Origin of the sequence: Pseudomonas sp. ChxA (assembly GCF_030263855.1) — a bacterium.
Lineage (GTDB): Bacteria > Pseudomonadota > Gammaproteobacteria > Pseudomonadales > Pseudomonadaceae > Aquipseudomonas > Aquipseudomonas fluorescens_CB.
Window position 1 is genome coordinate 409,485 of the sequence record NZ_JARPMK010000001.1, and the last position, 21,901, is coordinate 431,385.

23 protein-coding genes are annotated in these 21,901 nt (G+C 60.8%); 4 read left to right on the top strand and 19 right to left on the bottom strand.

The window, feature by feature from the left end:
- Positions 1-47: 47 nt before the first annotated feature.
- Genes P5706_RS01720 through ubiE form a run of 9 tightly spaced genes read right to left on the bottom strand, consistent with a single transcriptional unit; the run spans position 48 to position 6,052 of the window.
- Positions 48-755, bottom strand: coding sequence for a 16S rRNA (uracil(1498)-N(3))-methyltransferase (locus P5706_RS01720; RefSeq protein ID WP_285678413.1), 708 nt, complete (start codon positions 753-755; stop codon positions 48-50).
- On the bottom strand, positions 752-1,543 hold the full coding sequence (gene tatC, locus P5706_RS01725) for a twin-arginine translocase subunit TatC (RefSeq protein ID WP_056860635.1): 792 nt from the start codon (positions 1,541-1,543) through the stop codon (positions 752-754). The genes P5706_RS01720 and tatC overlap by 4 nt, the downstream gene beginning before the upstream one ends.
- Positions 1,540-1,974 (bottom strand): Sec-independent protein translocase protein TatB, encoded by a 435-nt coding sequence (tatB, locus tag P5706_RS01730; protein ID WP_285678414.1) that lies wholly within the window; start codon positions 1,972-1,974, stop codon positions 1,540-1,542. Before tatB ends, tatC begins: the two co-directional genes overlap by 4 nt.
- Positions 1,975-1,984: 10 nt before the next feature.
- Positions 1,985-2,263, bottom strand: a complete 279-nt coding sequence (locus P5706_RS01735) for a twin-arginine translocase TatA/TatE family subunit (protein ID WP_056860633.1) — start codon at positions 2,261-2,263, stop codon at positions 1,985-1,987.
- 25 nt (positions 2,264-2,288) lie between these two features.
- On the bottom strand, positions 2,289-2,621 hold the full coding sequence (locus P5706_RS01740; RefSeq protein WP_003187881.1) for a phosphoribosyl-ATP diphosphatase: 333 nt from the start codon (positions 2,619-2,621) through the stop codon (positions 2,289-2,291).
- 2 nt (positions 2,622-2,623) lie between these two features.
- On the bottom strand, positions 2,624-3,016 hold the full coding sequence (hisI, locus tag P5706_RS01745; protein WP_058423690.1) for a phosphoribosyl-AMP cyclohydrolase: 393 nt from the start codon (positions 3,014-3,016) through the stop codon (positions 2,624-2,626).
- 41 nt (positions 3,017-3,057) lie between these two features.
- The gene (ubiB, locus tag P5706_RS01750) at positions 3,058-4,662 is read right to left on the bottom strand and encodes a ubiquinone biosynthesis regulatory protein kinase UbiB (protein ID WP_285678415.1); all 1,605 of its coding nucleotides are present in this window, start codon (positions 4,660-4,662) and stop codon (positions 3,058-3,060) included.
- Entirely contained in the window at positions 4,659-5,282 is a 624-nt protein-coding gene (locus P5706_RS01755; RefSeq protein WP_058422364.1) for a ubiquinone biosynthesis accessory factor UbiJ, read from the bottom strand. The genes ubiB and P5706_RS01755 overlap by 4 nt, the downstream gene beginning before the upstream one ends.
- Complete coding sequence (gene ubiE, locus P5706_RS01760) at positions 5,282-6,052, bottom strand: bifunctional demethylmenaquinone methyltransferase/2-methoxy-6-polyprenyl-1,4-benzoquinol methylase UbiE (RefSeq protein WP_003171186.1); 771 nt, start codon at positions 6,050-6,052, stop codon at positions 5,282-5,284. The genes P5706_RS01755 and ubiE overlap by 1 nt, the downstream gene beginning before the upstream one ends.
- 145 nt (positions 6,053-6,197) lie before the next feature.
- Here ubiE and P5706_RS01765 point away from each other — a divergent pair, with 145 nt between their 5' ends.
- From P5706_RS01765 to P5706_RS01775, 3 genes are all read left to right on the top strand, one after another.
- On the top strand, positions 6,198-6,473 hold the full coding sequence (locus P5706_RS01765; RefSeq protein WP_200431699.1) for a polyhydroxyalkanoic acid system family protein: 276 nt from the start codon (positions 6,198-6,200) through the stop codon (positions 6,471-6,473).
- 105 nt (positions 6,474-6,578) lie between these two features.
- On the top strand, positions 6,579-7,001 hold the full coding sequence (locus tag P5706_RS01770; protein WP_285678416.1) for a phasin family protein: 423 nt from the start codon (positions 6,579-6,581) through the stop codon (positions 6,999-7,001).
- 12 nt (positions 7,002-7,013) lie between these two features.
- Positions 7,014-8,030 (top strand): phasin family protein, encoded by a 1,017-nt coding sequence (locus tag P5706_RS01775; RefSeq protein WP_285678417.1) that lies wholly within the window; start codon positions 7,014-7,016, stop codon positions 8,028-8,030.
- A gap of 163 nt (positions 8,031-8,193) precedes the next feature.
- Here P5706_RS01775 and P5706_RS01780 read toward each other — a convergent pair whose 3' ends face one another.
- From P5706_RS01780 to P5706_RS01825, 10 genes are all read right to left on the bottom strand, one after another.
- Positions 8,194-8,814 (bottom strand): TetR/AcrR family transcriptional regulator, encoded by a 621-nt coding sequence (locus tag P5706_RS01780; protein WP_200431701.1) that lies wholly within the window; start codon positions 8,812-8,814, stop codon positions 8,194-8,196.
- A 27-nt stretch (positions 8,815-8,841) separates the two neighbouring features.
- Positions 8,842-10,524: a class II poly(R)-hydroxyalkanoic acid synthase gene (gene phaC / locus P5706_RS01785; protein ID WP_285678418.1), complete on the bottom strand. Its 1,683-nt coding sequence runs from the start codon at positions 10,522-10,524 to the stop codon at positions 8,842-8,844.
- A gap of 88 nt (positions 10,525-10,612) precedes the next feature.
- A complete protein-coding gene (gene phaZ / locus P5706_RS01790; RefSeq protein WP_200431703.1) occupies positions 10,613-11,458 on the bottom strand; it encodes a poly(3-hydroxyalkanoate) depolymerase in 846 nt (281 codons plus the stop codon).
- A gap of 175 nt (positions 11,459-11,633) precedes the next feature.
- Positions 11,634-13,313, bottom strand: a complete 1,680-nt coding sequence (gene phaC / locus P5706_RS01795; protein ID WP_200431704.1) for a class II poly(R)-hydroxyalkanoic acid synthase — start codon at positions 13,311-13,313, stop codon at positions 11,634-11,636.
- Between the two features lie 249 nt (positions 13,314-13,562).
- The gene (locus P5706_RS01800; protein WP_200431705.1) at positions 13,563-13,940 is read right to left on the bottom strand and encodes a gamma-butyrobetaine hydroxylase family protein; all 378 of its coding nucleotides are present in this window, start codon (positions 13,938-13,940) and stop codon (positions 13,563-13,565) included.
- A 149-nt stretch (positions 13,941-14,089) separates the two neighbouring features.
- Entirely contained in the window at positions 14,090-15,427 is a 1,338-nt protein-coding gene (gene hslU / locus P5706_RS01805; RefSeq protein ID WP_200431706.1) for an ATP-dependent protease ATPase subunit HslU, read from the bottom strand.
- Positions 15,428-15,463: 36 nt separating this feature from the next.
- A complete protein-coding gene (gene hslV, locus P5706_RS01810; protein WP_010563201.1) occupies positions 15,464-15,994 on the bottom strand; it encodes an ATP-dependent protease subunit HslV in 531 nt (176 codons plus the stop codon).
- 258 nt (positions 15,995-16,252) lie between these two features.
- The gene (locus P5706_RS01815) at positions 16,253-16,954 is read right to left on the bottom strand and encodes an SPOR domain-containing protein (RefSeq protein ID WP_138817208.1); all 702 of its coding nucleotides are present in this window, start codon (positions 16,952-16,954) and stop codon (positions 16,253-16,255) included.
- A gap of 1 nt (position 16,955) precedes the next feature.
- Positions 16,956-18,692: an arginine--tRNA ligase gene (argS, locus tag P5706_RS01820; protein WP_285678419.1), complete on the bottom strand. Its 1,737-nt coding sequence runs from the start codon at positions 18,690-18,692 to the stop codon at positions 16,956-16,958.
- A 186-nt stretch (positions 18,693-18,878) separates the two neighbouring features.
- Positions 18,879-21,098, bottom strand: coding sequence for a primosomal protein N' (locus P5706_RS01825; RefSeq protein ID WP_200431708.1), 2,220 nt, complete (start codon positions 21,096-21,098; stop codon positions 18,879-18,881).
- A 330-nt stretch (positions 21,099-21,428) separates the two neighbouring features.
- Between P5706_RS01825 and rpmE the strand changes: the two genes are divergently transcribed.
- Complete coding sequence (rpmE, locus tag P5706_RS01830) at positions 21,429-21,662, top strand: 50S ribosomal protein L31 (RefSeq protein ID WP_005784030.1); 234 nt, start codon at positions 21,429-21,431, stop codon at positions 21,660-21,662.
- Positions 21,663-21,901 lie beyond the last annotated feature (239 nt).

Consider the following 21,901-nt stretch of genomic DNA (forward strand, 5'->3'; position numbering starts at 1 on the left):
AATCGCAGGCAAGCCAGCTCCCACATTTTTTCGGGGCGGGTCGGGGTTCAGAACAACCGAGCGAGCAGGGCGGTCACGGCGGTTTCTACGCGCAGGATGCGTGCACCCAGTTGCACCGGTTGCAAGCCGGCCTTGGCCAACAGCTCCACTTCGTAGGGGATCCAGCCGCCTTCGGGGCCGATGGCCAGGGTTACCGGTTCGTCCAGCCCACGCGGGCAGGCCGGGTAATCGCCGGGATGGCCGATCAGGCCTAGGGTGCCTGCGGTCATGGCCGGCAGGCGGTCCTCGACGAACGGCTTGAAGCGCTTTTCGATGATGATCTCGGGCAGCACCGTGTCCCGCGCCTGCTCCAGGCCAAGGATCAACTGCTCGCGCACCGCCTCCGGCTCCAGGAACGGGGTTTGCCAGAAGCTTTTTTCGACCCGGTAACTGTTGACCAGTACCACCTTCGGCACGCCCATCGCCGCCACGGTTTGCAGCACCCGGCGCAGCATCTTCGGACGCGGCAGGGCCAGCAGCAGGGTCAGCGGCAGTTTGGTCGGCGGCGGTTGGTCGAAGCTCACTTGCAGCTCGGCTTCACCGGTTTCCAGGCGCAGCAGTTGCGCATTGCCCATCAGCCCGCCAATACGGCCGACCCGCAGGTTGTCGCCCACCACCGCGCGGTGGACTTCCTGCATATGCACCAGGCGCCGATCACGCAGGATCACCCGATCGGCCGCGATAAAGTCGGCCTCTTCAAGCAACAGCAGGTTCACGGTTGCGTCGCTGGCGGCTGGTCGTCGTCGGCGGGTTGGTCATCCGGGTGATCGCCACGCTTGCTGATCAGGCTGCCAAACAGGATGCCAATCTCGAACAGCATCCACATCGGCACGGCCAGCAAGGTCTGCGAAAAGATGTCCGGCGGCGTGAGGATCATGCCGACCACGAAGCAGCCGATGATCACGTAAGGACGCACTTTCTTCAGGTATTTGACGTCGACCACGCCGATCCACACCAGCAGCACCACGGCCACCGGGATTTCGAAGGCCACGCCAAAGGCGAAGAACAGCGTCATCACGAAGTCGAGGTAGCTGGTGATGTCGGTCATCATTTCCACGCCGGCCGGGGTGGCGGCGGCGAAGAACTTGAAGATCAGCGGAAACACCAGGAAATACGCGAAGGCCATGCCGGTGTAGAACAGCAGGATGCTCGACACCAGCAACGGTACCGCGATGCGCTTCTCATGCTTGTACAGGCCCGGTGCAATAAAGCCCCAGATCTGGTGCAGGATCACCGGGATCGCCAGGAACAGCGAGACCATCATGGTCAGCTTCAGCGGCGTCAGGAACGGCGACGACACGTCGGTGGCGATCATCGTCGCGCCGGCCGGCAGGTACTGGCGCAATGGCGTGGAGACGAAGGTGTAGATTTGCTGGGTAAAGGCGAACAGCCCGGCAAAGATGATGAAGATGGCCGCTACGCAACGCAGCAGGCGGGTCCGCAGCTCGGTGAGGTGCGAGACCAGCGGCATATGCTGGTCGTTTTCCGGTTTATCAGCGCTCATGGGGCTCGCGGCGGCAATGTAGGGTCATGGGGAGCGGGCGACGCTACAGGCGTCGGCGCTGGCTCAGGCGGGGCGGGCGCTGTCGGTGTGGCAGCGGGCGGTACCGGGGTGTGTTCCACCACGGGCGCGACTTCGGCCACGGGCGGCGGTGCGATGCTGTGCTCAGCCGGTTTGCTCGGCTCATTCACCGGCGACAGGATCTTGCGCGCCTCTTGCTCCAACGACAGGATATGTTCGTTGTGCAGCTGACGGCGGATCTCGTCGGCGCCGATTTCCCGTTCAACTTCCTGTTTGATGGCGTTGAAACTGCGTTTCAGGCGCCCGATCCACAGGCCGGCCGTGCGTGCGGCACCGGGCAGGCGTTCCGGCCCGAGTACCAGCAAGGCCACGAGGCCGACGAGCAGCAGTTCAGAGAAGCTGATACCAAACATTAGTCAGTGCTCACGAGTCTTTGCGGGTCGGCTCTTGGACTTTCTCAGCCTGCACGTCGAAGGTGCGACGCTCGGTGATCGGCTGGGTGGCCTGCGGGTGAACTGGCTGGGCCGGCGGCACTGGGTTGGCCATCGGGTCGGCCGGCTTTTCATCGTCGTTCATGGCTTTACGAAAGCCCTTGATCGACTCGCCCACGTCGGTGCCCAGGTTCTTGAGTTTCTTGGTGCCGAACACCAGTACCACCACCACCAGAATAACGATCCAGTGTTTCCAGTCAAAAATGCCCATGCTGCAATTCCTCTGTAAAAGTTATTCAGGCGGACGGGCGCGAGGCCTTTTCGGCGTGCCCGGACAGGCCGAAGCGACGGTCCAGTTCATCCAGCACTGCCTGTGGATGCTGCCCCAGTTGGGCAAGCATGACCAGGCTATGGAACCACAAGTCTGCGGTCTCATAGATTACATCGCTGTAATCACCGCTGATTTGCGCATCCTTGGCGGCAATAATCGTCTCGACGGACTCTTCGCCAAGTTTTTCCAGAATCTTGTTCAAGCCCTTGTGGTACAGGCTTGCGACATAGGAGCTGTCGGCGTCCGCACCTTTGCGGTCTTCCAGCACCTGGGCCACTCGGTTCAGGGTATCGCTCATGTTCAGTGTCCTGCGGAGTAAATGGCGTGCGGGTCTTTGAGCACCGGCTCCACAACCTTCCACTCGCCGTTCTCGAACACGCGATAGAAGCAGCTGTGACGGCCGGTATGGCAGGCGATATCGCCGATTTGCTCGACCATCAGGATCACCACGTCGGCGTCACAGTCGATGCGCATCTCATGCAGGGTCTGCACGTGCCCGGACTCTTCGCCCTTGCGCCACAGTTTGCCACGCGAACGTGACCAGTAAATGGCGCGCTGCTCAGTGGCGGTGAGGCTCAAGGCCTCGCGGTTCATCCAGGCCATCATCAGCACGCGCCCGGTCTTGTAGTCCTGGGCAATGGCCGGCACCAGGCCGTCACTGTCCCACTTGATCTCGTCCAGCCAGTCTTTCATGTTCGGCTCCGGCAATTTGCGACAGTGTATAACCGGATCGGCTATCGGCGCACGATCAGATAAACACCCACGGCGACCATGATGCCAGCCGGCCAGTGGCCCAGTTGGTTCAACGGCCCGCCAATGGCGAGCATCACGCCGCCGACCAGGTGCGCGGCGCCCAGCAGGCGCAGGAACCAGTCGTCCTTGCGCTTCTGCCACGGCGGCGCCGGGTCTTTGGCGTGGGGCTGGGACATGCGCTCCAGCAGGTCGCGGGTCATGTTGGCCAGGTGCGGCAGTTGTTCGAACTGGCTGTGCAGGTTGCCCAGCAGGGTTTTCGGGCTGACGCGCTCGCGCATCCAGCGTTCCAGGAACGGCTGCGCGGTGTTCCACAGGTCCAGGTCCGGGTACAGCTGGCGGCCCAGGCCTTCGATGTTGAGCAAGGTTTTTTGCAGCAGCACCAGCTGTGGCTGCACTTCCATGTTGAAGCGCCGCGCGGTCTGGAACAGGCGCATCAGCACCTGGCCGAAGGAAATATCTTTTAACGGTTTTTCAAAGATCGGCTCGCAGACCGTGCGGATCGCCGCTTCGAATTCGTTGAGCTTGGTTTCTGCCGGTACCCAGCCCGAATCAATGTGCAACTGCGCCACGCGGCGGTAGTCACGCTTGAAAAAGGCGAACAGGTTACGCGCCAGGTAGTCCTGGTCTTCCGGGGTCAGGCTGCCGACGATGCCGCAGTCGATCGCAATGTATTGCGGGCTCCACGGGTTGACGGTGCTGACGAAAATGTTGCCCGGGTGCATGTCGGCGTGGAAGAAGCTGTCGCGGAACACTTGGGTGAAGAAGATCTCCACACCGCGCTCGGCAAGCATCTTCATGTCGGTGCGCTGGTCGGCCAGGGTCGCAAGGTCGGTGACCTGCACGCCGTAGATACGCTCCATCACCAGCACTTTGGGGCGGCACCAGTCCCAATACACTTGCGGCACATACAACAGCGGTGAACCTTCGAAGTTGCGCTTGAGCTGGCTGGCATTGGCCGCCTCGCGCAGCAGGTCGAGCTCGTCGTAGATGGTTTTTTCGTAGTCGGCGACCACATCCACCGGGTGCAGCAGGCGCGCATCGGCGCTGAAACGTTCGGCGGCACGGGCAAGGATAAACAGCCACGCCAGGTCCTGGCCGATGATCGGCTTGAGGCCGGGGCGAATCACCTTCACCACCACTTCTTCGCCGGTCTTCAATTGTGCAGCATGAACTTGCGCCACCGAGGCCGAGGCCAGTGGCTCGACGTCGAAACGGCTGAACACCTCGCTGATCTTCTTGCCCAGTTGTTCTTCGATCAGCTTCATCGACTGTTGCGAGTCGAAGGGCGGCACGCGATCCTGCAACAGCATCAGTTCGTCGGCGATGTCTTCGGGCAGCAAATCGCGACGCGTAGAGAGGATCTGCCCGAACTTGATAAAGATCGGCCCCAGGTCCTGCAACGCCAGGCGCAGGCGCGCGCCACGGCTCAGCTCCAGCGGTTTGCGCGGGAACCAGCGCCACGGCAGCACATAACGCACCGCCAGCAGGAACCACGGCAACGGCAGGGCGAACAGCAGGTCATCGAGGCGGTAGCGGATTACGACGCGCTGGATACGAAACAAACGGCGGACGGCGAGCAGCTTCATGCGTTATCGCTTGGATCAAGGGAACGGCTCAGGCGCTCGAAGCGTGCCTCAAGGCGTTCCAGGTCGATTTTGGCCTTGTCGAGTTCACGAAAGCGCGCTTGCGCCTCCCGTTCTCCGACCAGGGTGCGCGATTCTTCGCTCAGGTATTCGGCAAGGTTCTGGTTGAGGCTGGCGAACCCTTGCTGGTACCAGCGCGAGCGGCTGCGCAGGTGCCCGCTGATCAACTGGGTGGCCACCGGGCCGATCCAGCGTGACAGCTCGTATTCCCAATCCAGTTCCAGGTCTTGCAGCACGGCGGCCAGGTCCATCAGCACGGCGCTGTCGCCTTCCAGCTCCACTTCGGGGCTGTGCAGGATGGCGGTCTTGTTGCGGCTCAGCGCCAGGTGCAACAGGCTCGAGGCGGGTGCGCGCAGGGTGCAGTCGGCCTCTGCGGCCCAATCGCCGGCGAGCAGCAGGCCTTCATCGCTGGGCAGAATAAACAGCTGCAAGGCGGGGCTGGTGCAATCGACGGCAATGACTTTGCCGTTCAAGTGCGCAAGCCGCGCCAGGGCAGTGCTGTCCAGGCGCAGGACACGGTTGATGCCGTGTTCGACGCTGGCGAGGAGGCCTGCGAACAGCATCAGGGCTTGATGCCGCGGTGCAAGGCGACGATGCCTGAGGTCATGTTGTGGTAGGTCACGCGGTCGAAACCGGCTTCTACCATCATCGACTTCAGGGTTTCCTGGTCGGGGTGCATGCGGATCGATTCGGCCAGGTAGCGGTAGCTCTCGGCGTCATTGGTGATCAGCTTGCCCATCAGCGGCATGAAGGCGAACGAGTAGGTGTCGTAGACCTTGGACATCAGCGCGTTGGTCGGCTTGGAGAACTCCAGCACCAGCAGGCGGCCGCCCGGCTTGAGTACGCGCAGCATCGAGCGGATGGCGTCCTCTTTATGGGTCACGTTGCGCAGGCCGAAGGCGATGGTCACGCAGTCGAAATGGTTGTCCGGGAACGGCAGCTTTTCAGCGTCGGCCTGCACGAACTCGATATTGCCGGCCACGCCTTTATCCAGCAGGCGATCACGGCCGACCTTGAGCATTGAGCCGTTGATGTCCGCCAGCACAACCTGGCCGGTCGGGCCCACCAGCTTGGAGAACTTGGCCGCCAGGTCGCCGGTGCCGCCGGCAATGTCGAGCACGCGGTTGCCGGTGCGTACACCCGACAACTCGATGGTGAAGCGCTTCCACAGGCGGTGCATGCCGCCCGAGAGCACGTCGTTCATCAGGTCGTACTTGGCCGCAACGGAATGGAACACCTCAGCGACTTTTTCCGCTTTCTGGCTTTCCGGAACGTTCTTGAAGCCGAAGTGAGTGGTGGGTTCGGCATCGCTGCCTTTGCGCTGATCAGTCATATCGCTGTCACCAAAAGAGAATGCGGGACATGATAATCCCCACCGCCTGCTTTGTCTTGGCAAGGCTGAAGGTAAGATAGGTGTTCATCGAGACCTTTTGCCGCATGGCAGGTGTTCTGAGTCGTTATAAAGAGGAGTCATTGCAATGGCCCGTATTACCGTTGAGCGTGCACATTCCCTGGGTAAAGAAGGCGCGCGCGCGAAGGCCGAGAAGTTGGCGCACAAACTCAAGGAGCAATATGGCCTTGAGTCATCGTGGTCGGGCGATAGCCTGAACCTCAAGCGTTCTGGGGTTAAAGGCACGGTGTTAGTCGCCGATCAATCGCTGCGTATTGATGTGGAACTTGGTCTGTTGATGTCGGCCATGAGCGGCACGATCAAGTCCGAAATCGAGAAAGCCTTGGATAAGGCGTTGGCCTGATCGATGTGTTCTTAGGGTGCCGATTCTAATTTTCCAGCCTACTTTGTGCCCAAGCCCTCAACTCCTGCGGGCCGTTCCTCGACCCTAATCTGCGTGAGGTGCACCATGGCCAAAGTTATTGTGAAGAAAAAAATCGACCTTCAGTCCACTGCCCTGAGTGACGTTAAAAGCTACGCCCGCAAGATCTGGCTGGCAGGACTTGGCGCCTATGCCAAGGTCGGCAGCGAAGGCGGCGAGTACTTCAAAGAGCTGGTCAAGACCGGTCAACATGTTGAAAGTAAAGGCAAAAAAGTTGTGGTTGAACAACTTGATGCCGCCAACAGTCAGATTGACCAAGTAAAGAGTAATGTCTCAAGCGTCAAAGGTTTGGTTGAAGTTCAACTGGATAAAGTTGAAAAAGCTTTTGACACGCGTGTTGCAAGTGCCTTGAATCGGATCGGCATTGCGTCTAAACATGACGTTGAGACACTCTCTGCTAAGCTCGAAGAGCTGACGACATTGCTAGAACGTGTCGCGCGTAAACACTAAGGAGACATCGGGATGGCTGTTAAAAAGACTACTCAGAAAGAAGGCAGCTCGTGGATCGGGGAGGTTGAAAAATATTCCCGTAAGATCTGGCTTGCTGGTTTAGGCGTGTACTCGAAGGTTAGCAGTGACGGCGGCAAATACTTCGAGACATTGGTCAAGGACGGCGAAAAGGCCGAAAAGTTGACCAAGACCACGGTTGGTAAAAAAGTTGAAGCGGCCAAGGCCACTGCCGGCTCCGCCAAGTCGAGCATTTCTGACACTTGGGGCAAGTTGGAAGAAACCTTCGACAAGCGTCTCAACAGTGCCATTTCGCGACTGGGCGTGCCCAGCAAAGCGGAACTGAAGACGCTGCACAGCAAGGTCGATACCCTGACCAAGCAAATCGAAAAACTTACCGGCGCTAAAGTGGCTCCGGCTAAAACCGCCGCAGCTAAACCGGCTGCCAAGCCTGCGGCTAAAACTGCGGCGGCTAAACCGGCTGCAAAAACCGCAGCCAAGCCACTGGTTAAAGCGGCCGCCAAGCCAGCTGCCAAACCTGCGGCCAAGGCCCCGGCTAAAGCAGCTGCCAAACCGGCTGCCAAAACTGCAGCTGCCAAACCGGCCGCCAAGCCTGCCGCAAAACCCGTGGCCGCTAAAGCCGCTGCCAAGCCTGCGGCTAAACCGGCTGCCAAAGCGGCAGCAAAACCAGCGGCTAAACCAGCGGCTAAAACCGCAGCTGCCAAACCTGCTGCCAAGCCGGCCGCTGCCAAACCAGCAGCCAAGCCAGCCGCCGCTAAAGCTGCTGCCAAACCTGCTGCTGCCAAACCTGCTGCAGTAAAACCTGTGGCTGCCAAGCCTGCGGCAAAACCTGCCGCCGCGAAGAAGCCAGCAGTTGCCAAGAAGCCTGCAGCGCCCAAGCCTGCTGTTGCGGCCAAGCCTGCAACCCCAGCGCCAAGCGCTTCGACAGCCAATTCGGTGTCCGCACCGACCCATGCTGCTACTGCCCCGACTGCAACGCCGGTAACCCCGACGCCATCCAGTCAGTCCTGATTTTTTCAGGGCACAGAAAACGCCCGGCCTGTGAAGGTCGGGCGTTTTTTATGGGCGGTTCATAAACACCGCACTTCCAATGTGGGAGTGGGCTCTTTGTGGCGAGCAATCTTGCTTGCGCTGGGGTGCGAAGCGCCCCCAAAAAAAGCCCGCTCCCATATTTTTAATCCGGGTCATCCAGGTACTTGAGCGCAAACCGCTCAGTCGCCTGCCGCGCCGGCAACAACAGGTGCGGCGCGACCAGCATCATGATCTGGTACACCACCACCCGCACTTCGCCCTCACGGTCGAGAATCCGCTGGTAGTCCAGCGAAAACAGCAGGGTCATGGTGATCTGTTCCACCAATTGCCCCAATGCCTGGGTGTCACTGACCAACTGCCCTGCTGCCTTCAAGCGCGCAAGCAGCGAAGCCAGGGTGCGTTTGAGCGCCGTGAGCAAGTTGCGAATGCCCTTGGCCAGTTTTGGCAGGCGCCCGGCCAGGTTCGACAGGTCCTGGAACAGAAACCGATAATGGGCCATGCGCTCGATGATCAGGTGCAGGAACAGCCAGTAATCTTCGGGTTTGAGCTGCGCATCCGCCGGTGGGTCGAGCAGCGGCGCCAGTTCATTCTGGAAACGCTCGAACAACCCGAGCACCAAGGGCTCCTTGCCATGGAAGTGGTAGTAGAGGTTGCCGGGGCTGATCCCCATTTCATTCGCCACTTCCATGGTCGACACGTTCGGCTCGCCCTTGTGGTTGAACAACTGCAGGGCACATTCAAGGATACGGTCGCGGGTCTTCATCCAGTCTTCTTAATGTGATCGTTGAGCTCAGCGCACCCGCACGTAAGTGCCCGGCGCCGCTTCCATCGGTGGGTAATTCTGGTTGCCCAGGGCGGTGAGGGTTTCGCGTTGCACGCCCGAACGTTGCTGGATCCACGCCAGCCACTGCGGCCACCAGCTGCCCTCGACGTGACTGGCGTCGTAGTACCAGGCGCGCGGGTCGCTGCTCAGCTTGAGGTTCTCGACGTAGTTGGCCTTGGGGTTGCCCGGCGGGTTGAGGATGCTCTGGATATGCCCGCTGTTGGACAGCACGAAGCGCCGCTCGCCGCCCAGCAGTTGCGTGGAGCGGTACACCGCGTCCCAAGGCGTGATGTGGTCGTTGATGCCGGCCACGCTGAAGCTGTCCACCGTGACTTTTTGCAGGTCGATAGGCGTGCCGCACACCTCCAGGCCGCCCGGGTGGCTGAGTGGGTTGTGCTTGAAAAAGTCCAGGAGGTCGCCATGCAACGCGGCGGGCAGGCGCGTGTTGTCGTTGTTCCAGTAGAGGATGTCGAACGCCGGCGGTTCTTTGCCCAGCAAGTAGTTATTGATCCAGTAGTTCCAGATCAGGTCGTTGGGGCGCATCCAGGCGAAGACCTTGGCCATGTCGCGGCCGTCCAGCACGCCTTGTTGGTAGGAGCGGCGCTTGGCGGCTTCGAGGGTCTGTTCATCGGCAAACAAGGTGGCCGGGCTGTCGATCTGGCTGTCCAGCAGGCTCACCAGGTAGCTGGCGCTGGAGATGCGTCGCAGCTGGCGCTTGGCTTGCAGGTGGCCTTGCAGCGCGGCGATGGTCAGGCCACCGGCGCAGGCGCCCATCAGGTTGACCTCACGGGCTCCGGTAATCGCCCGGCACACATTCAGCGCTTCCTCCAGCGCCGCCACATAGGTGGACAAGCCCCATTCGCGGTGACGCACATCCGGGTTGCGCCAGCTGACCATAAAGGTCTGCAGGCCGTTTTTGAGGGCGTACTGCACAAAGCTGTTGGCGGGGCTGAGGTCGAAGATGTAGTACTTGTTGATTTGCGGCGGCACGATCAACAACGGCTTGGCGTACTGCTTTTCGCTCATGGGCTTGTATTGGATCAGCTCCAGCAGCTCATTGCGAAACACCACCGAACCTGCGGTGGTTGCCACCGTTTTGCCCACTTCAAAAGCGTGTTTGCTGACCTGGCTGGGCAGGCCATTGTTGTGCAACAAGTCGTTAAACAAATTGCTCACGCCGCGCACCACACTGTTGCCGCCGGAGTTGAGCAGCTCTTTGATGGCCAGCGGGTTGAGCAAGGTGTTGGACGGCGAGACGGCATCGTTGATCAGCGAGAAGGCGAAGTGTGCACGGGCGCGGTCATCGGCGCTCATCGAGCTGTCGTCGATCCAGTGACGTGTCTGCTTCTGCCAGCTCAGATAGGCTTGCAGGCTGCGCCGGTACAGTGGATTAAGCGCCCAGGTGGGGTCGGCGAAGCGGTTGTCAGCGGGGTTGGGGGCATGCACGGTTTCACCCAGCAGCACGCGACCGAGTTGGCCACCCAAAGCCAGGGCGTGCCGAGCGGTGTGCAGCGGGTTGCGCAAGCCATGGTTGGCGACACTGCGCAGGGTCGCCAGCAAATCCCGGCCCCGCAGGCCACTGATCGCATTTTGCGCGTTGATGAACGCGGCTGGGGTGGGCGCCGGGTTCGTCACGGGTCTTTCTCGCATGAGCCAACACTCCTTCGTCAAGCCATCAACAGGCACGCCAATTCAGAACCATAGTCGGTTCCTGGCAAGTTGCGCGGCGGCGTAGTCCTTACACCGCGGGTCGGGGGTGAATCACCGCGCGCAGGCGCTCCTCCTCAAGAAACTTCATGATGATCGGCGCCACGGCTTCGGCGCGGGTGATCAGGAACAAGTGGCCATCATCGATGATGTGCAACTGTGCGTTGGGAATGCGCCAGGCGAGCATGCGCATATTGATCAGCGGGATCAGCGGGTCGTCATCGCCCGCCAGCACCAGGGTCGGTTGGCGGATCTTGTGCAGCCAGTGAATGCTGGTCCAGCCAAGGCCGGCAAACAGCTGCCAGTAATAACCGAGCTTGCCCGCCGAGCGCACTTTGCTGGCGTGTTCGGCGGCCAGTTTGGAATCGCGACGGAACGAGCCGCCATAAATCATCGGTGCAATGCGCACCACGTGGGACGGTTGGATATAGCGCCTGGGGCTTGCCATCAGCCATAGCACCTTGGGCTTGCCCGGCACCATAAAGGCCCCGGCTGCTGTGGCCGCCAGGATCAGTTTTTTGCAGCGCTCGGGGTAGTCATAGGCAAACTGTTGCGCCAACGCGCCGCCCCAGGACACACCCACCGCATTCACCTGACCATAGTCCAGGTAATCGAGCATGCGTGCGGTGAGTTTGGCCAAGCCGGGAAAGCGATAGGGCATGCTGGGTGTGGAGGAGCCCCCTACACCTGGCACATCGAAGGCGATCACTTCCAGGTCCGGGTCCAGCGCCTGGACGAACGGAAACACCAGCTCCAGGTTGGCGCCGATGCCGTTGAAGATCAGCAGCGGCGTCAGGTGCGGCTTGCCCGGGCGTACCGCCGTACGGATGGTCTGGCCATCCAGGTCGATGGTACGGAAGATGAACGGTTGCGGCATGGGCTTACCCTGCGAAATGGCGCGATATTTCCCTGTCGGAACCCGATCAATGTGGGAGCGGGCTTGCTCGCGAAAGCAGTGTTTCAGTTGATGCATCCGGTGGCTGACACACCGCCTTCGCGAGCAAGCCCGCTCCCACAGTTGACCGCATTCCAGCTACAAAACAGTGTTTCGTTTATCGTTCGTGTACATAAGTACCCGGCGCCGCCTCAGCTGCGGCATAGGCTTTGTTACCCAGGCTTGTAGGGGCTTTCTTGAGTTTGCCAGCCCGCTCTGCCTGCCACGCCTGCCAGTGCAGCCACCAGGAGTCAGTATGCTTGGTGGCATTCTCCTGCCATTCCAGCGGTTTGCCCGCCAAACCATCGCTGGTCTGGTAACGCGCCTTGGGGTTGCCTGGCGGGTTGAGAATGCTCTGGATATGCCCACTGCTGGACAGCACAAATTCCACTTTGCCACCAAACAACTGCGCCGACTTGTAGCACGACTGCCACGGCGTGATGTGGTCGTTGGTGCCGGCCAGGGAATAGATATCGGCGGTCACCTGCTTGAGATCGATCGGCGTGCCGCACACTTCCAGGGCATTGGCGCGCACCAGCGGGTTGTTCTTGAACAGCTCAATCAAATCGCCATGGAAGGCGGCCGGCAAACGCGTGGTGTCGTTGTTCCAGAACAGGATGTCGAACACTGGCGGCTCGTTGCCGAGCAAGTAGTTATTGACCCAGTAGTTCCAGATCAAGTCGTTCGGGCGCATCCAGGCAAACACCTTGGCCATGTCGCGGCCTTCCAGCACGCCGGCCTGGTAGGAGTGGCGCTTGGCCGCCTCCAGGGTCTGTTCGTCGACGAACAGCGCCACCTGGGTGTCCAGCGTGGTGTCCAGCACGCTCACCAGCAGGGTCAGGGCGTTGACCTTCTTCTCGCCCAGCGCCGCGTAGTGGCCCAGCAGGGCGGTGCAGGTGATGCCACCGGAGCAGGCGCCGAGCATGTTGATGTCTTTGCTGCCGGTAATCGCCGTGACCACATCCACCGCTTCCTTGAGCGCCTCGATATAGGTCGACAGGCCCCACTCGCGCTGCGCCTTGGTCGGGTTGCGCCAGCTGACGATAAACGTCTGCTGGCCATTGCGCAGGCAGAAGCGCGCCAGGCTCTTCTCCGGGCACAGGTCGAATACATAGAATTTGTTGATCTGCGGCGGCACCACCAGCAGTGGGCGCTCGTGTACCTGCTCGGTGATGGGCTTGTACTGGATCAGTTCCAGCACATCGTTACGGAATACGACCGCGCCTTCGGTGGTGCCCAGGGTCTTGCCGACTTCAAAGGCCCCCATGTTGACCTGGCTGGGCATGCCGCCGTTGTGCACCATGTCTTTGGCTAAGTGGGACAAGCCATCAAGCAGGCTTTTGCCGCCGGTTTCAAAGAAGCGTTTTACCGCCGCCGGGTTGGCCGCACTGTTGGTGGGGGCCATGGCTTCGGTCATCAGGTTGATCACGAAGTGGCCGCGGCTGATGTCCTGTTCCGACAGGTTGCTGTCGCCGATCCAGTCGTGCAGTTCCTTGCGCCACGCCAGGTAGGTTTGCAGGTAGCGCTTGTAGAGCGGGTTCTGGCTCCACGCCGGGTCGTTGAAGCGACGATCATCGCCCTCGGGGGCCAGTGCGGACTTGCCGAACATCACGTTCTTCAATTCAACGCCAAAATGCGCGACGTGTTTGACGCTGTGCAACGGTTGCTTGATGGCTTGGGTCAGCACCATCTTCGCTGAGGCCAATAAATCCTTTTTGCGTAACGCGATGATCGGGTTCAGCCCCAGGGTGTTTTCCGAGGCCTGGCGTTTCAAGTCATCGTTATTCTTGTTACTCATCTACGACGCTCCATTGTCCGAAAGACGAGTACCGGCGATTGCTGCGCACCCAATTTCGATACACGACACCAGCCTGGTACTGCGACTCGGGTGACCGTTGATACCGCATCGTCAAATGCAGGGAACTTGCCAGTTCCATTGGTTACCCGAGTTTAATTTTTTTCGCAAGCGGGCCAATCGTTGACCACGTGACAGGGCATTCAAGCAGATGAAATTAGAAAATGCCCTCTAAAGAGCAAGACGCCTGAGTTAGAGCATCAGCCGCACGACCGATTCACTCGGGTCGCGGGTTTTGCCGGCGGCTTTGAGTTCAGCGAGGTAGTCGGCCCACAGGTCTTGCTGGCGCACAGCCAGCTGGTAGAGGTAGTCCCAGGTGAACAGACCGCTGTCATGGCCGTCGTCGAAGGTCAATTTCAGTGCGTACTGGCCGGCTGGTTCAATTTTGATCAGCCGCACGTTGAGCTTGCCGAACTGCAGGATGGGTTTACCGTGGCCCTGGACCTCGGCGGAAGGCGAGTGGGTGCGTAGCAGCTCGGCGGGGAGCTGGTAGACCTCGTCCGGCCCGTAGGTGAGGCCGAGGGTGTTGGAGGTTTTGTGCAGATTTACAGCGGTGGGGAATTTGGTCATGGCGCAAGTCGTCCAATATGGCTGCTATGTGTGGCGAGGGAGCTTGCTCCCGCTGGGCTGCGTAGCGGCCCCAAAATCTCGGGAGCGCTTCGCTCTCCAGCGGGAGCAAGCTCCCTCGCCACAAAAGGCCGCTGTCACAGATAGATGACTTACAGGATATAACGAGACAGGTCTTCGTTCTGCGCCAATTCGCCCAGGTGGCTATTCACGTACTCAGCGTCAATCTTGATCGTTTCGCCATTCTGCGAACCAGCCATGTCGCCAGCACTGAAGGACACTTCCTCCAGCAGACGCTCAAGTAGCGTGTGCAGGCGACGGGCGCCGATGTTTTCGGTCTTCTCGTTGACCTGCCAGGCAATCTCCGCCAGGCGCTTGATGCCGTCCGGCAGGAACTCGATGCCCAAGCCTTCGGTTTTCAGCAGCTCACGGTATTGCTCGGTGAGCGACGCATGCGGCTCGCTGAGGATACGTTCGAAGTCGCCAGGGGTCAGCGCCTTGAGTTCCACGCGAATCGGCAGGCGGCCTTGCAGCTCCGGCACCAGGTCGCTTGGCTTGCTCAGGTGGAACGCGCCAGAGGCGATAAACAGGATATGGTCGGTTTTGACCATGCCCAGCTTGGTGTTCACCGTGCAGCCTTCGATCAGCGGCAGCAGGTCGCGCTGTACGCCTTCGCGGGACACATCGACGCCGCCGGAATTGCCGCGCTTGGCCACCTTGTCAATCTCGTCGATAAACACGATACCGTGCTGCTCGACCGCTTCCAGGGCCTTGGCCTTGAGTTCTTCCTCATTCACCAGGCGCCCGGCTTCTTCGTCGCGCACCAGTTTCAGCGCGTCCTTCACCTTGAGCTTGCGGCTTTTCTTCTTGCCCTTGCCCATGTTGGCGAACAGGTTCTGCAACTGGCTGGTCATTTCTTCCATGCCAGGCGGTGCGGAGATGTCGACGCCGGACACTTCGGCCACCTCGATCTCGATTTCCTTGTCATCCAGCTGGCCTTCGCGCAGGCGCTTGCGGAACAGCTGGCGGGTGTTGGAATCCGAGCTTGGCGCGGCGTCTTCGTTGAAACCCATGCGTGCCGGTGGCAACAGGGCATCCAGGATGCGTTCTTCGGCGGCGTCTTCGGCGCGATGGCTGACCTTGGTCACTTCCTGTTCGCGGAGCATTTTCAGGGCGGCATCGGCCAGGTCACGGATGATCGACTCGACGTCACGGCCGACGTAGCCCACTTCGGTGAACTTGGTGGCTTCGACCTTGATGAACGGGGCGTTGGCCAGCTTGGCCAGGCGCCGGGCGATTTCGGTTTTACCCACGCCTGTCGGCCCGATCATCAGGATGTTCTTGGGCGTTACTTCAACGCGCAGTTCTTCGGGCAGTTGCATCCGGCGCCAGCGGTTACGCAGCGCAATGGCAACGGCGCGCTTGGCATCGTCCTGGCCGATGATATGGCGATTAAGTTCATGGACGATTTCGCGGGGAGTCATGGACATAGTGTTTGGCGGCCTCAAGCGGAATAAGCCTACGGCTTACTCGGCGAGGTCCTGCTCCTCAATGGTGAAGTTGTGGTTGGTGAACACGCAGATATCGCCGGCGATACCCAAGGCGGTCTCAACGATTTCGCGGGCCGACAGGTCGGTTTTCTTCAATAGGGCGCTGGCTGCCGCCTGGGCGTAGCCGCCGCCGGAACCCATGGCGATCAGGCCGTGCTCGGGTTCAACCACATCGCCGTTACCGGTGATGATCAAGGATGCGTCTTTGTTGGCGACCGCCAACATGGCTTCCAGGCGGCTGAGGGAGCGGTCGGTGCGCCATTCTTTGGCGAGTTCGACTGCGGCGCGAACCAGGTGGCCCTGGTGTTTTTCCAGCTGGCCTTCGAAGCGTTCGAAGAGGGTGAAGGCGTCGGCAGTGGCGCCAGCGAAACCGGCGAGAACCTGGCCGTGGTACAGGCGACGCACTTTTTTGGCGTTGCCTTTCATCACGGTGTTGCCCAGGGAAACCTGGCCGTCGCCGCCCATGACGACTTTGCCGTGGCGACGTACTGAAACGATGGTGGTCAAGGGGAGAGTCTCCACGCAGCGGGGCGAAAATGCCCTGATGGAATCTCATATGGGGGTGGCGGGGGCGATTTCAACCGTAGGACGTGTGTGCGGACGAGTGGTGTTTGCTGGTCGGGCACCTTCCAGAAAGCACCGTAAAACCAAGTGTGGGAGCTGGCTTGCCTGCGATAGCGGTGTGTCAGTCACTGAAAATATGGACTGTTTCATCGCTATCGCAGGCAAGCCAGCTCCCACATATTGATCAGCGTTGAGCCGGAATCAACGGCTCTGGCGTTGTTGTAACAACAGATTGCTAAAGCCTGCACCGGCCAATTGCTTCTGCGCCACTGTCAGTTGTTCACGGTTGCTGAACGGCCCCACCAGCACGCGATACCAGGTCGCATCCTTGACTGTGCCGGACTCAACCGTCACCGACTGGCCCAACAGAATGATCTGCGCACGTACACGATCCGCATCCGCCTGTTTCGGGAACGAGCCCGCTTGCAGGAAGAACTTGGTCACCGGCGCCGCCTTGGTGGCCGCCACCGGTGGCGCTGGCGGCGGGGTAATCCCGGCCAGCGCAGCCTGGGCACGTGCAGTGTCGATTTTCGCCGCTTCCGCTGGCGTTACCGGCGTGGTCGGCACTTGCGGCGTCGGCAGGGTTTTCTCCGGCACGGCGTCAGGTGGCACGATCACTTCCGATTCCGGCAACAGCGTGTAGAAGTCGTATTTCGGCTTCACGGGTGCGGTCGGGCTTGGCGCTGTTTTATTGGCTTCAGCGATTTTCGTGGCCTTCTGCTGTTCTTGCTTGACCCGTTTGACGTCATCGCCCTTGCCGGGCTCGAGCTTCATCAGGATCACCACAAACGCGCCGACCGCCAGGCCGATAGCCATCCACAGCCAGCCCGGGATTGGCTTCTTCGCCGGTGCCTGATAGCGGCTGGCGCCGCGCTTGGGTGCAGGTTTTTTCTTGGCAGCCAACTTACATACGCTCCAGGGTTTCCAGGCCTAACAGTTCCAGGCCTTGCTTGAGGGTCCGTCCAGCCAGTGCGGCGAGGCGCAGGCGACTTTGCTTTTGCGCTTCATCGTCGGCCGTAAGGATCGGGCAGTTCTCGTAGAAGCTGGAGAACAGGCCGGCAACTTCGTACAAATACGTGCAGAGGATATGCGGCGTGCCTTTTTCGCCGACGCTGTTGAGCACTTCGCCGAACTGCGCCAGCTTGGCCGCCAGGTCCTGTTCGTGCGGGGCATCCAGCACGATCTGGCCTTCAACCTGGCTGAAGTCCTTGCCCAGCTTGCGGAATACACCGGCCACACGGGTGTAGGCGTACAGCAGGTACGGCGCGGTGTTGCCTTCGAAGTTAAGCATCAGTTCGAAGTTGAAGCTGTAGTCGCTGGTGCGGTGCTTGGACAGGTCGGCGTACTTCACTGCGCCAATGCCCACCACGCGGGCGATGTTACGCAGGTCGGCCTCGGCCAGTTCCGGGTTCTTTTCCTTCACCAGGTTGTAGGCACGCTCCTGGGCTTCGTTGAGCAGGTCGATCAGCTTCACGGTGCCGCCGTCGCGGGTCTTGAACGGGCGGCCATCGGCGCCGTTCATGGTGCCAAAACCCATGTGTTCCATGTGCATCGGGTGGGTGACGAAGCCTGCGCGGCGCGCCACTTCGAACACCTGCTGGAAGTGCAGGGCCTGGCGCTGGTCGACAAAGTACAGCGCGCGGTCGGCTTTGAGCACGCCACTGCGGTAGCGCACGGCTGCCAGGTCAGTGGTGGCGTAGAGGTAGCCGCCATCGGCCTTGACGATGATCACCGGCAGCGGCTCGCCGTCGGCGGTCTTGAATTCTTCGAGGAACACGCACTGCGCGCCGTTGCTCTCAACCAACAAACCGGCAGCCTTGAGGTCGTTGACCACGTTGATCAGGTCGTCGTTGTAGGCGCTTTCGCCCATCACGTCGGCCATGGTCAGCTTCACGTTGAGCAGCTCGTAGATTTCCTGGCAGTGCGACAGTGAGATATCCCGGAAACGCGACCACAGTGCCAGGCATTCCGGGTCGCCGGCTTGCAGCTTGACCACCAGGCCACGGGCGCGATCGGCAAACTCTTCGGATTCGTCGAAGCGCTTTTTGGCGGCGCGGTAGAAGTTTTCCAGGTCGGCCAGCTCGTTGCTGGTGATCGGGTTTTCCTGCAAATAAGCCATCAGCATGCCGAACTGGGTGCCCCAGTCGCCCACGTGGTTCTGGCGGATCACAGTGTCGCCGAGGAACTCCAGCACCCGCGCCACGCCGTCACCGATGATGGTCGAGCGCAGGTGGCCCACGTGCATCTCTTTGGCCAGGTTGGGCGCCGACAGGTCAATCGCCACACGCTCCACGGGGCCGGCCTTGCGCACGCCAATGTTGGCGTCGGCCAGGGCCGCGTCCAGGCGCGAAGCCAGGGCCTGGGTGTTCTGGAAGAAGTTGATAAAGCCTGGGCCGGCGATTTCGGCCTTGGTCACACTCTCGTCGGCCGGCAGCGCGGCGATGATTTTCTCCGCCAGGTCGCGCGGTTTCATGCCCGCAGGCTTGGACAGCATCATCGCGATGTTGCTGGCGAAGTCGCCGTGGGTCTTGTCGCGGGTGTTTTCCACCTGGATCGCCGGCGACAGGCCTTCAGGCAACACACCTTCGTTGACGAGTTGGGTGAGGGCTTGTTGGATCAGCTGGCGAATGGTGTCTTTCATGGTGTTCTCTTTCGACCGCAAGCGGCGGCGCGCGATGCGCAGGTGGAAAAACTGGGCATTATCCGTGGCGAGGGCGGGCTTGCCAACCGTTCAGACAGGTTGGTAGACCTGCGGGCCTCATCGCGGGCAAGCCCGCTCCCACATTTTAATGGGTGAATACTTCTACATGTGTGGGTTGGCTTGCTATCAATACAGGTCCACTGGATCCACATCCAACGACCATCGCACTTGGCGGCCGCTGGGCATTTGCTCCAGAGCAAGCATCCAGCTACTTAACAGCCGGTGCAGCGGTGCACGCGACGTTGCCTGCAAGAGTAGCTGAGCGCGATAGCGCCCGGCGCGGCGCTCCATCGGTGCGGGCACCGGGCCGAGCAATTCGATGCCGGTCAGACCCAATTCGCCGAGCAAACGTTCGGCGGCGCTGCAGGCCTCGTCGAGAAAACTTTCGGCCTGCCCCGGCTTGTGCGCTTCGGCGCGCAACAGTGCCAGGTGTGCAAATGGCGGCAGGCCGGCGGAGCGGCGTTCGCTCAGGGCCTGTTCGGCGAAAGCGAAGTAGCCTTGTTCTGTCAGTTGAATCAGCAGCGGATGGTCGGCCAGGTGCGTCTGGATAATCACTTTACCCGGTTCTTCGGCCCGCCCGGCCCGGCCTGCCACCTGCACGATCAACTGCGCCATGCGTTCGCTGGCGCGGAAGTCACCGGAGAACAAACCCCCGTCGGCATCCAGGATCGACACCAGCGTTACCCGTGGGAAGTGGTGCCCTTTGGCGAGCATCTGCGTGCCGATCAAGATGCACGGTTGGCCTTTCTGGATGGTCGCGAACAGTTGGTTCATCGCATCTTTGCGTGAGGTGCTGTCGCGGTCGACGCGCAGCACCGGGTAATCCGGGAACAGAATGCCCAGGCGCTCTTCGGCGCGTTCGGTACCCGCACCCACGGGGCGTAAATCCACTTTGCCGCATTGTGGGCAATGGCGCGGTACGCGCTCCACATGGCCGCAGTGGTGGCAGCGCAGTTCGCCGTGGCGCTGGTGTACGGTCATGCGCGCGTCGCAGCGTTCGCACTCGGACATCCAGCCGCAGTCATGACACAACAGCGTCGGCGCAAAGCCTCGACGGTTGAGAAATACCAGGACTTGTTGGCCGGCGGCGAGGGTTTGGCCGATGGCTTGCTGCATCGGCCCGGAAATCCCGCTGTCCAGCGGGCGACTTTTTACATCCAGGCGCAGGAAGCGTGGTTGCTTGGCGCCGCCTGCGCGCTCATTGAGGCGCAGCAGGCCATAACGGCCGGTGTAGGCGTTGTGCAGGCTTTCCAGGGACGGTGTGGCCGAGCCCAGCACAATCGGGATGTCTTCCTGGCGTGCGCGCACCAGCGCCAGATCGCGGGCGTGGTAACGCAGGCCTTCCTGCTGTTTATAGGAGCCGTCGTGCTCCTCGTCGATGATGATCAGGCCGGGGTTTTTCATCGGCGTGAACAGTGCCGAGCGGGTGCCGATAATAATGTCGGCCTCGCCGTCGCGCGCTGCCAGCCAGGCTTCCAGGCGCTCGCGGTCGTTGACCGCCGAATGCACCAGCGCGATACGCGCGTTAAAACGTTGCTCGAAACGCGCCAGGGTTTGCGGGCCCAGGTTGATCTCAGGGATCAGCACCAGCGCTTGTTTGCCGGCCTGCAGGGTTTCGCGGATCAGTTGCAAATACACTTCGGTCTTGCCACTGCCGGTGACGCCGGCCAGCAGGAAGGCGTGGAAGCTGTCGAAACCGGCGCGAATGGCTTCGTAGGCGGCGCGTTGCTCGGGGTTCAGCGGCAGTTCCGGCTGAGCCAGCCAGTGGTCATGGCGCGGGTCCGGCGCGTGCTTGCGGATTTCCACCTGCACCAAGCCCTTTGCCAGCAGCAGGTCGAGGCTGTCTTTGCTTAGCATCAACTTGCTTAACAGCTGATGAGCCACGCCGTGGGGGTGTTGGGCCAGGGTTGCGAGGGCTTCACGCTGGCGCGGGGCGCGGGCGATGCGTGGGTCGTCCAGGCGTGCGCCGGGCACTATTGACCAAAAGCGTTCCTGGCGTGCTTCAGCCAGTTCGCCCTGGCGCAGCAGCACCGGCAGCGCCCAGCTCAGGGTATCGCCAAGGCTGTGCTGGTAATACTGCGCGGTCCACAGGCACAGCTTGAACAGCGCAGGCGGCAGCGGCGGCGTGGCGTCGAGGATGGCCAGGGCCGGTTTGAGTTTTTCGGCGGGGACTTCGCTGTGGTCGGCGACTTCGATCAGGATGCCGATCATCTCTCGACGGCCAAACGGCACTCGCACACGCATGCCTGGCTGCAACTGCGCCCGCAACACACCGGCCGGGGCTCGGTAGTCGAACAAGCGGCGCAGGGGCGAGGGCAGGGCTAGGCGCAAAATGGCGTCGGGCACGCGGGGGGTCTCATAGTAAAGGCAGGCGGTGGCGCAGGGGCGGGAGCCTAGCAGACCTGCGGTGGAGGTGTCCCGCGTTGTTCGGAATACGCCAGCTCAACTGTGGGAGCCGGGCTTGTAGTGGCAAGCCTGCTCGCCACAATAGAAGTCCGGCCTGGCAGGTGGACGCTGGTGTGTTGGGTTTTTTCTGATGAAAGGAGCTTTTATGTGGGTAAACCACGGGAGGCGCCGCTTGCGCGTTTAAAAAGGTCTGGTAGAATCCGCGGCCTAATTACGTGCGGTATTCGACAATAGTGTCGAGTGGCGGCACGCTAGCCCGAGGAAGTCACCATGAAAGCCGATATCCATCCAGCGTACGAAACCATCGAAGTAACCTGCAGCTGCGGCAACAAGTTCGAAACGCGTTCGAACCTGTGCAAGCCACTGGGTACTGACGTATGCAACGAGTGCCACCCGTTCTACACCGGTAAGCAGAAAACTCTGGACACCGGCGGCCGTGTACAGCGCTTCGCAGATCGCTTTGGTGCTTTCGGCAAGAAGCCTGCTGCTACTCCAGCAGAGTAAGGCTAAAAAGCCTTTTGGGCTTTTGCCAGCTGTTGAAAAAGGCGCCCCTTGTGGGCGCCTTTTTTGAACCTGCGATTTGACCGTGCTGCACTCAGAGCAATTTTAATAAAAAAATTGTAGACATTTTTTATGTCGATTGTGAACAGTTGAGCCCTTGTATCCCGTGGCTCTTGGCCAAAAGTCGTAGTGCGCGGCTCTTGACGGGAGTGACCGGCCAGTCTTGTGGGGACTTTCTCACA

What these genes read in the sequence shown, in the direction of transcription:
- tatC (WP_056860635.1), bottom strand. Translation starts at nt 1,543, where the DNA reads ATGAGCGCTGATAAACCGGAAAACGACCAGCATATGCCGCTGGTCTCG.
- hisI (WP_058423690.1), bottom strand. Translation starts at nt 3,016, where the DNA reads ATGAAAGACTGGCTGGACGAGATCAAGTGGGACAGTGACGGCCTGGTG.
- P5706_RS01770 (WP_285678416.1), top strand. Translation starts at nt 6,579, where the DNA reads ATGGCCAAAGTTATTGTGAAGAAAAAAATCGACCTTCAGTCCACTGCC.
- ubiB (WP_285678415.1), bottom strand. Translation starts at nt 4,662, where the DNA reads ATGAAGCTGCTCGCCGTCCGCCGTTTGTTTCGTATCCAGCGCGTCGTA.
- rpmE (WP_005784030.1), top strand. Translation starts at nt 21,429, where the DNA reads ATGAAAGCCGATATCCATCCAGCGTACGAAACCATCGAAGTAACCTGC.
- P5706_RS01780 (WP_200431701.1), bottom strand. Translation starts at nt 8,814, where the DNA reads ATGAAGACCCGCGACCGTATCCTTGAATGTGCCCTGCAGTTGTTCAAC.
- tatB (WP_285678414.1), bottom strand. Translation starts at nt 1,974, where the DNA reads ATGTTTGGTATCAGCTTCTCTGAACTGCTGCTCGTCGGCCTCGTGGCC.
- P5706_RS01735 (WP_056860633.1), bottom strand. Translation starts at nt 2,263, where the DNA reads ATGGGCATTTTTGACTGGAAACACTGGATCGTTATTCTGGTGGTGGTG.
- phaC (WP_285678418.1), bottom strand. Translation starts at nt 10,524, where the DNA reads ATGCGAGAAAGACCCGTGACGAACCCGGCGCCCACCCCAGCCGCGTTC.
- hslU (WP_200431706.1), bottom strand. Translation starts at nt 15,427, where the DNA reads ATGTCCATGACTCCCCGCGAAATCGTCCATGAACTTAATCGCCATATC.
- P5706_RS01765 (WP_200431699.1), top strand. Translation starts at nt 6,198, where the DNA reads ATGGCCCGTATTACCGTTGAGCGTGCACATTCCCTGGGTAAAGAAGGC.
- phaC (WP_200431704.1), bottom strand. Translation starts at nt 13,313, where the DNA reads ATGAGTAACAAGAATAACGATGACTTGAAACGCCAGGCCTCGGAAAAC.
- P5706_RS01740 (WP_003187881.1), bottom strand. Translation starts at nt 2,621, where the DNA reads ATGAGCGATACCCTGAACCGAGTGGCCCAGGTGCTGGAAGACCGCAAA.
- ubiE (WP_003171186.1), bottom strand. Translation starts at nt 6,052, where the DNA reads ATGACTGATCAGCGCAAAGGCAGCGATGCCGAACCCACCACTCACTTC.
- phaZ (WP_200431703.1), bottom strand. Translation starts at nt 11,458, where the DNA reads ATGCCGCAACCGTTCATCTTCCGTACCATCGACCTGGATGGCCAGACC.
- P5706_RS01775 (WP_285678417.1), top strand. Translation starts at nt 7,014, where the DNA reads ATGGCTGTTAAAAAGACTACTCAGAAAGAAGGCAGCTCGTGGATCGGG.
- argS (WP_285678419.1), bottom strand. Translation starts at nt 18,692, where the DNA reads ATGAAAGACACCATTCGCCAGCTGATCCAACAAGCCCTCACCCAACTC.
- P5706_RS01800 (WP_200431705.1), bottom strand. Translation starts at nt 13,940, where the DNA reads ATGACCAAATTCCCCACCGCTGTAAATCTGCACAAAACCTCCAACACC.
- P5706_RS01755 (WP_058422364.1), bottom strand. Translation starts at nt 5,282, where the DNA reads ATGCTGTTCGCAGGCCTCCTCGCCAGCGTCGAACACGGCATCAACCGT.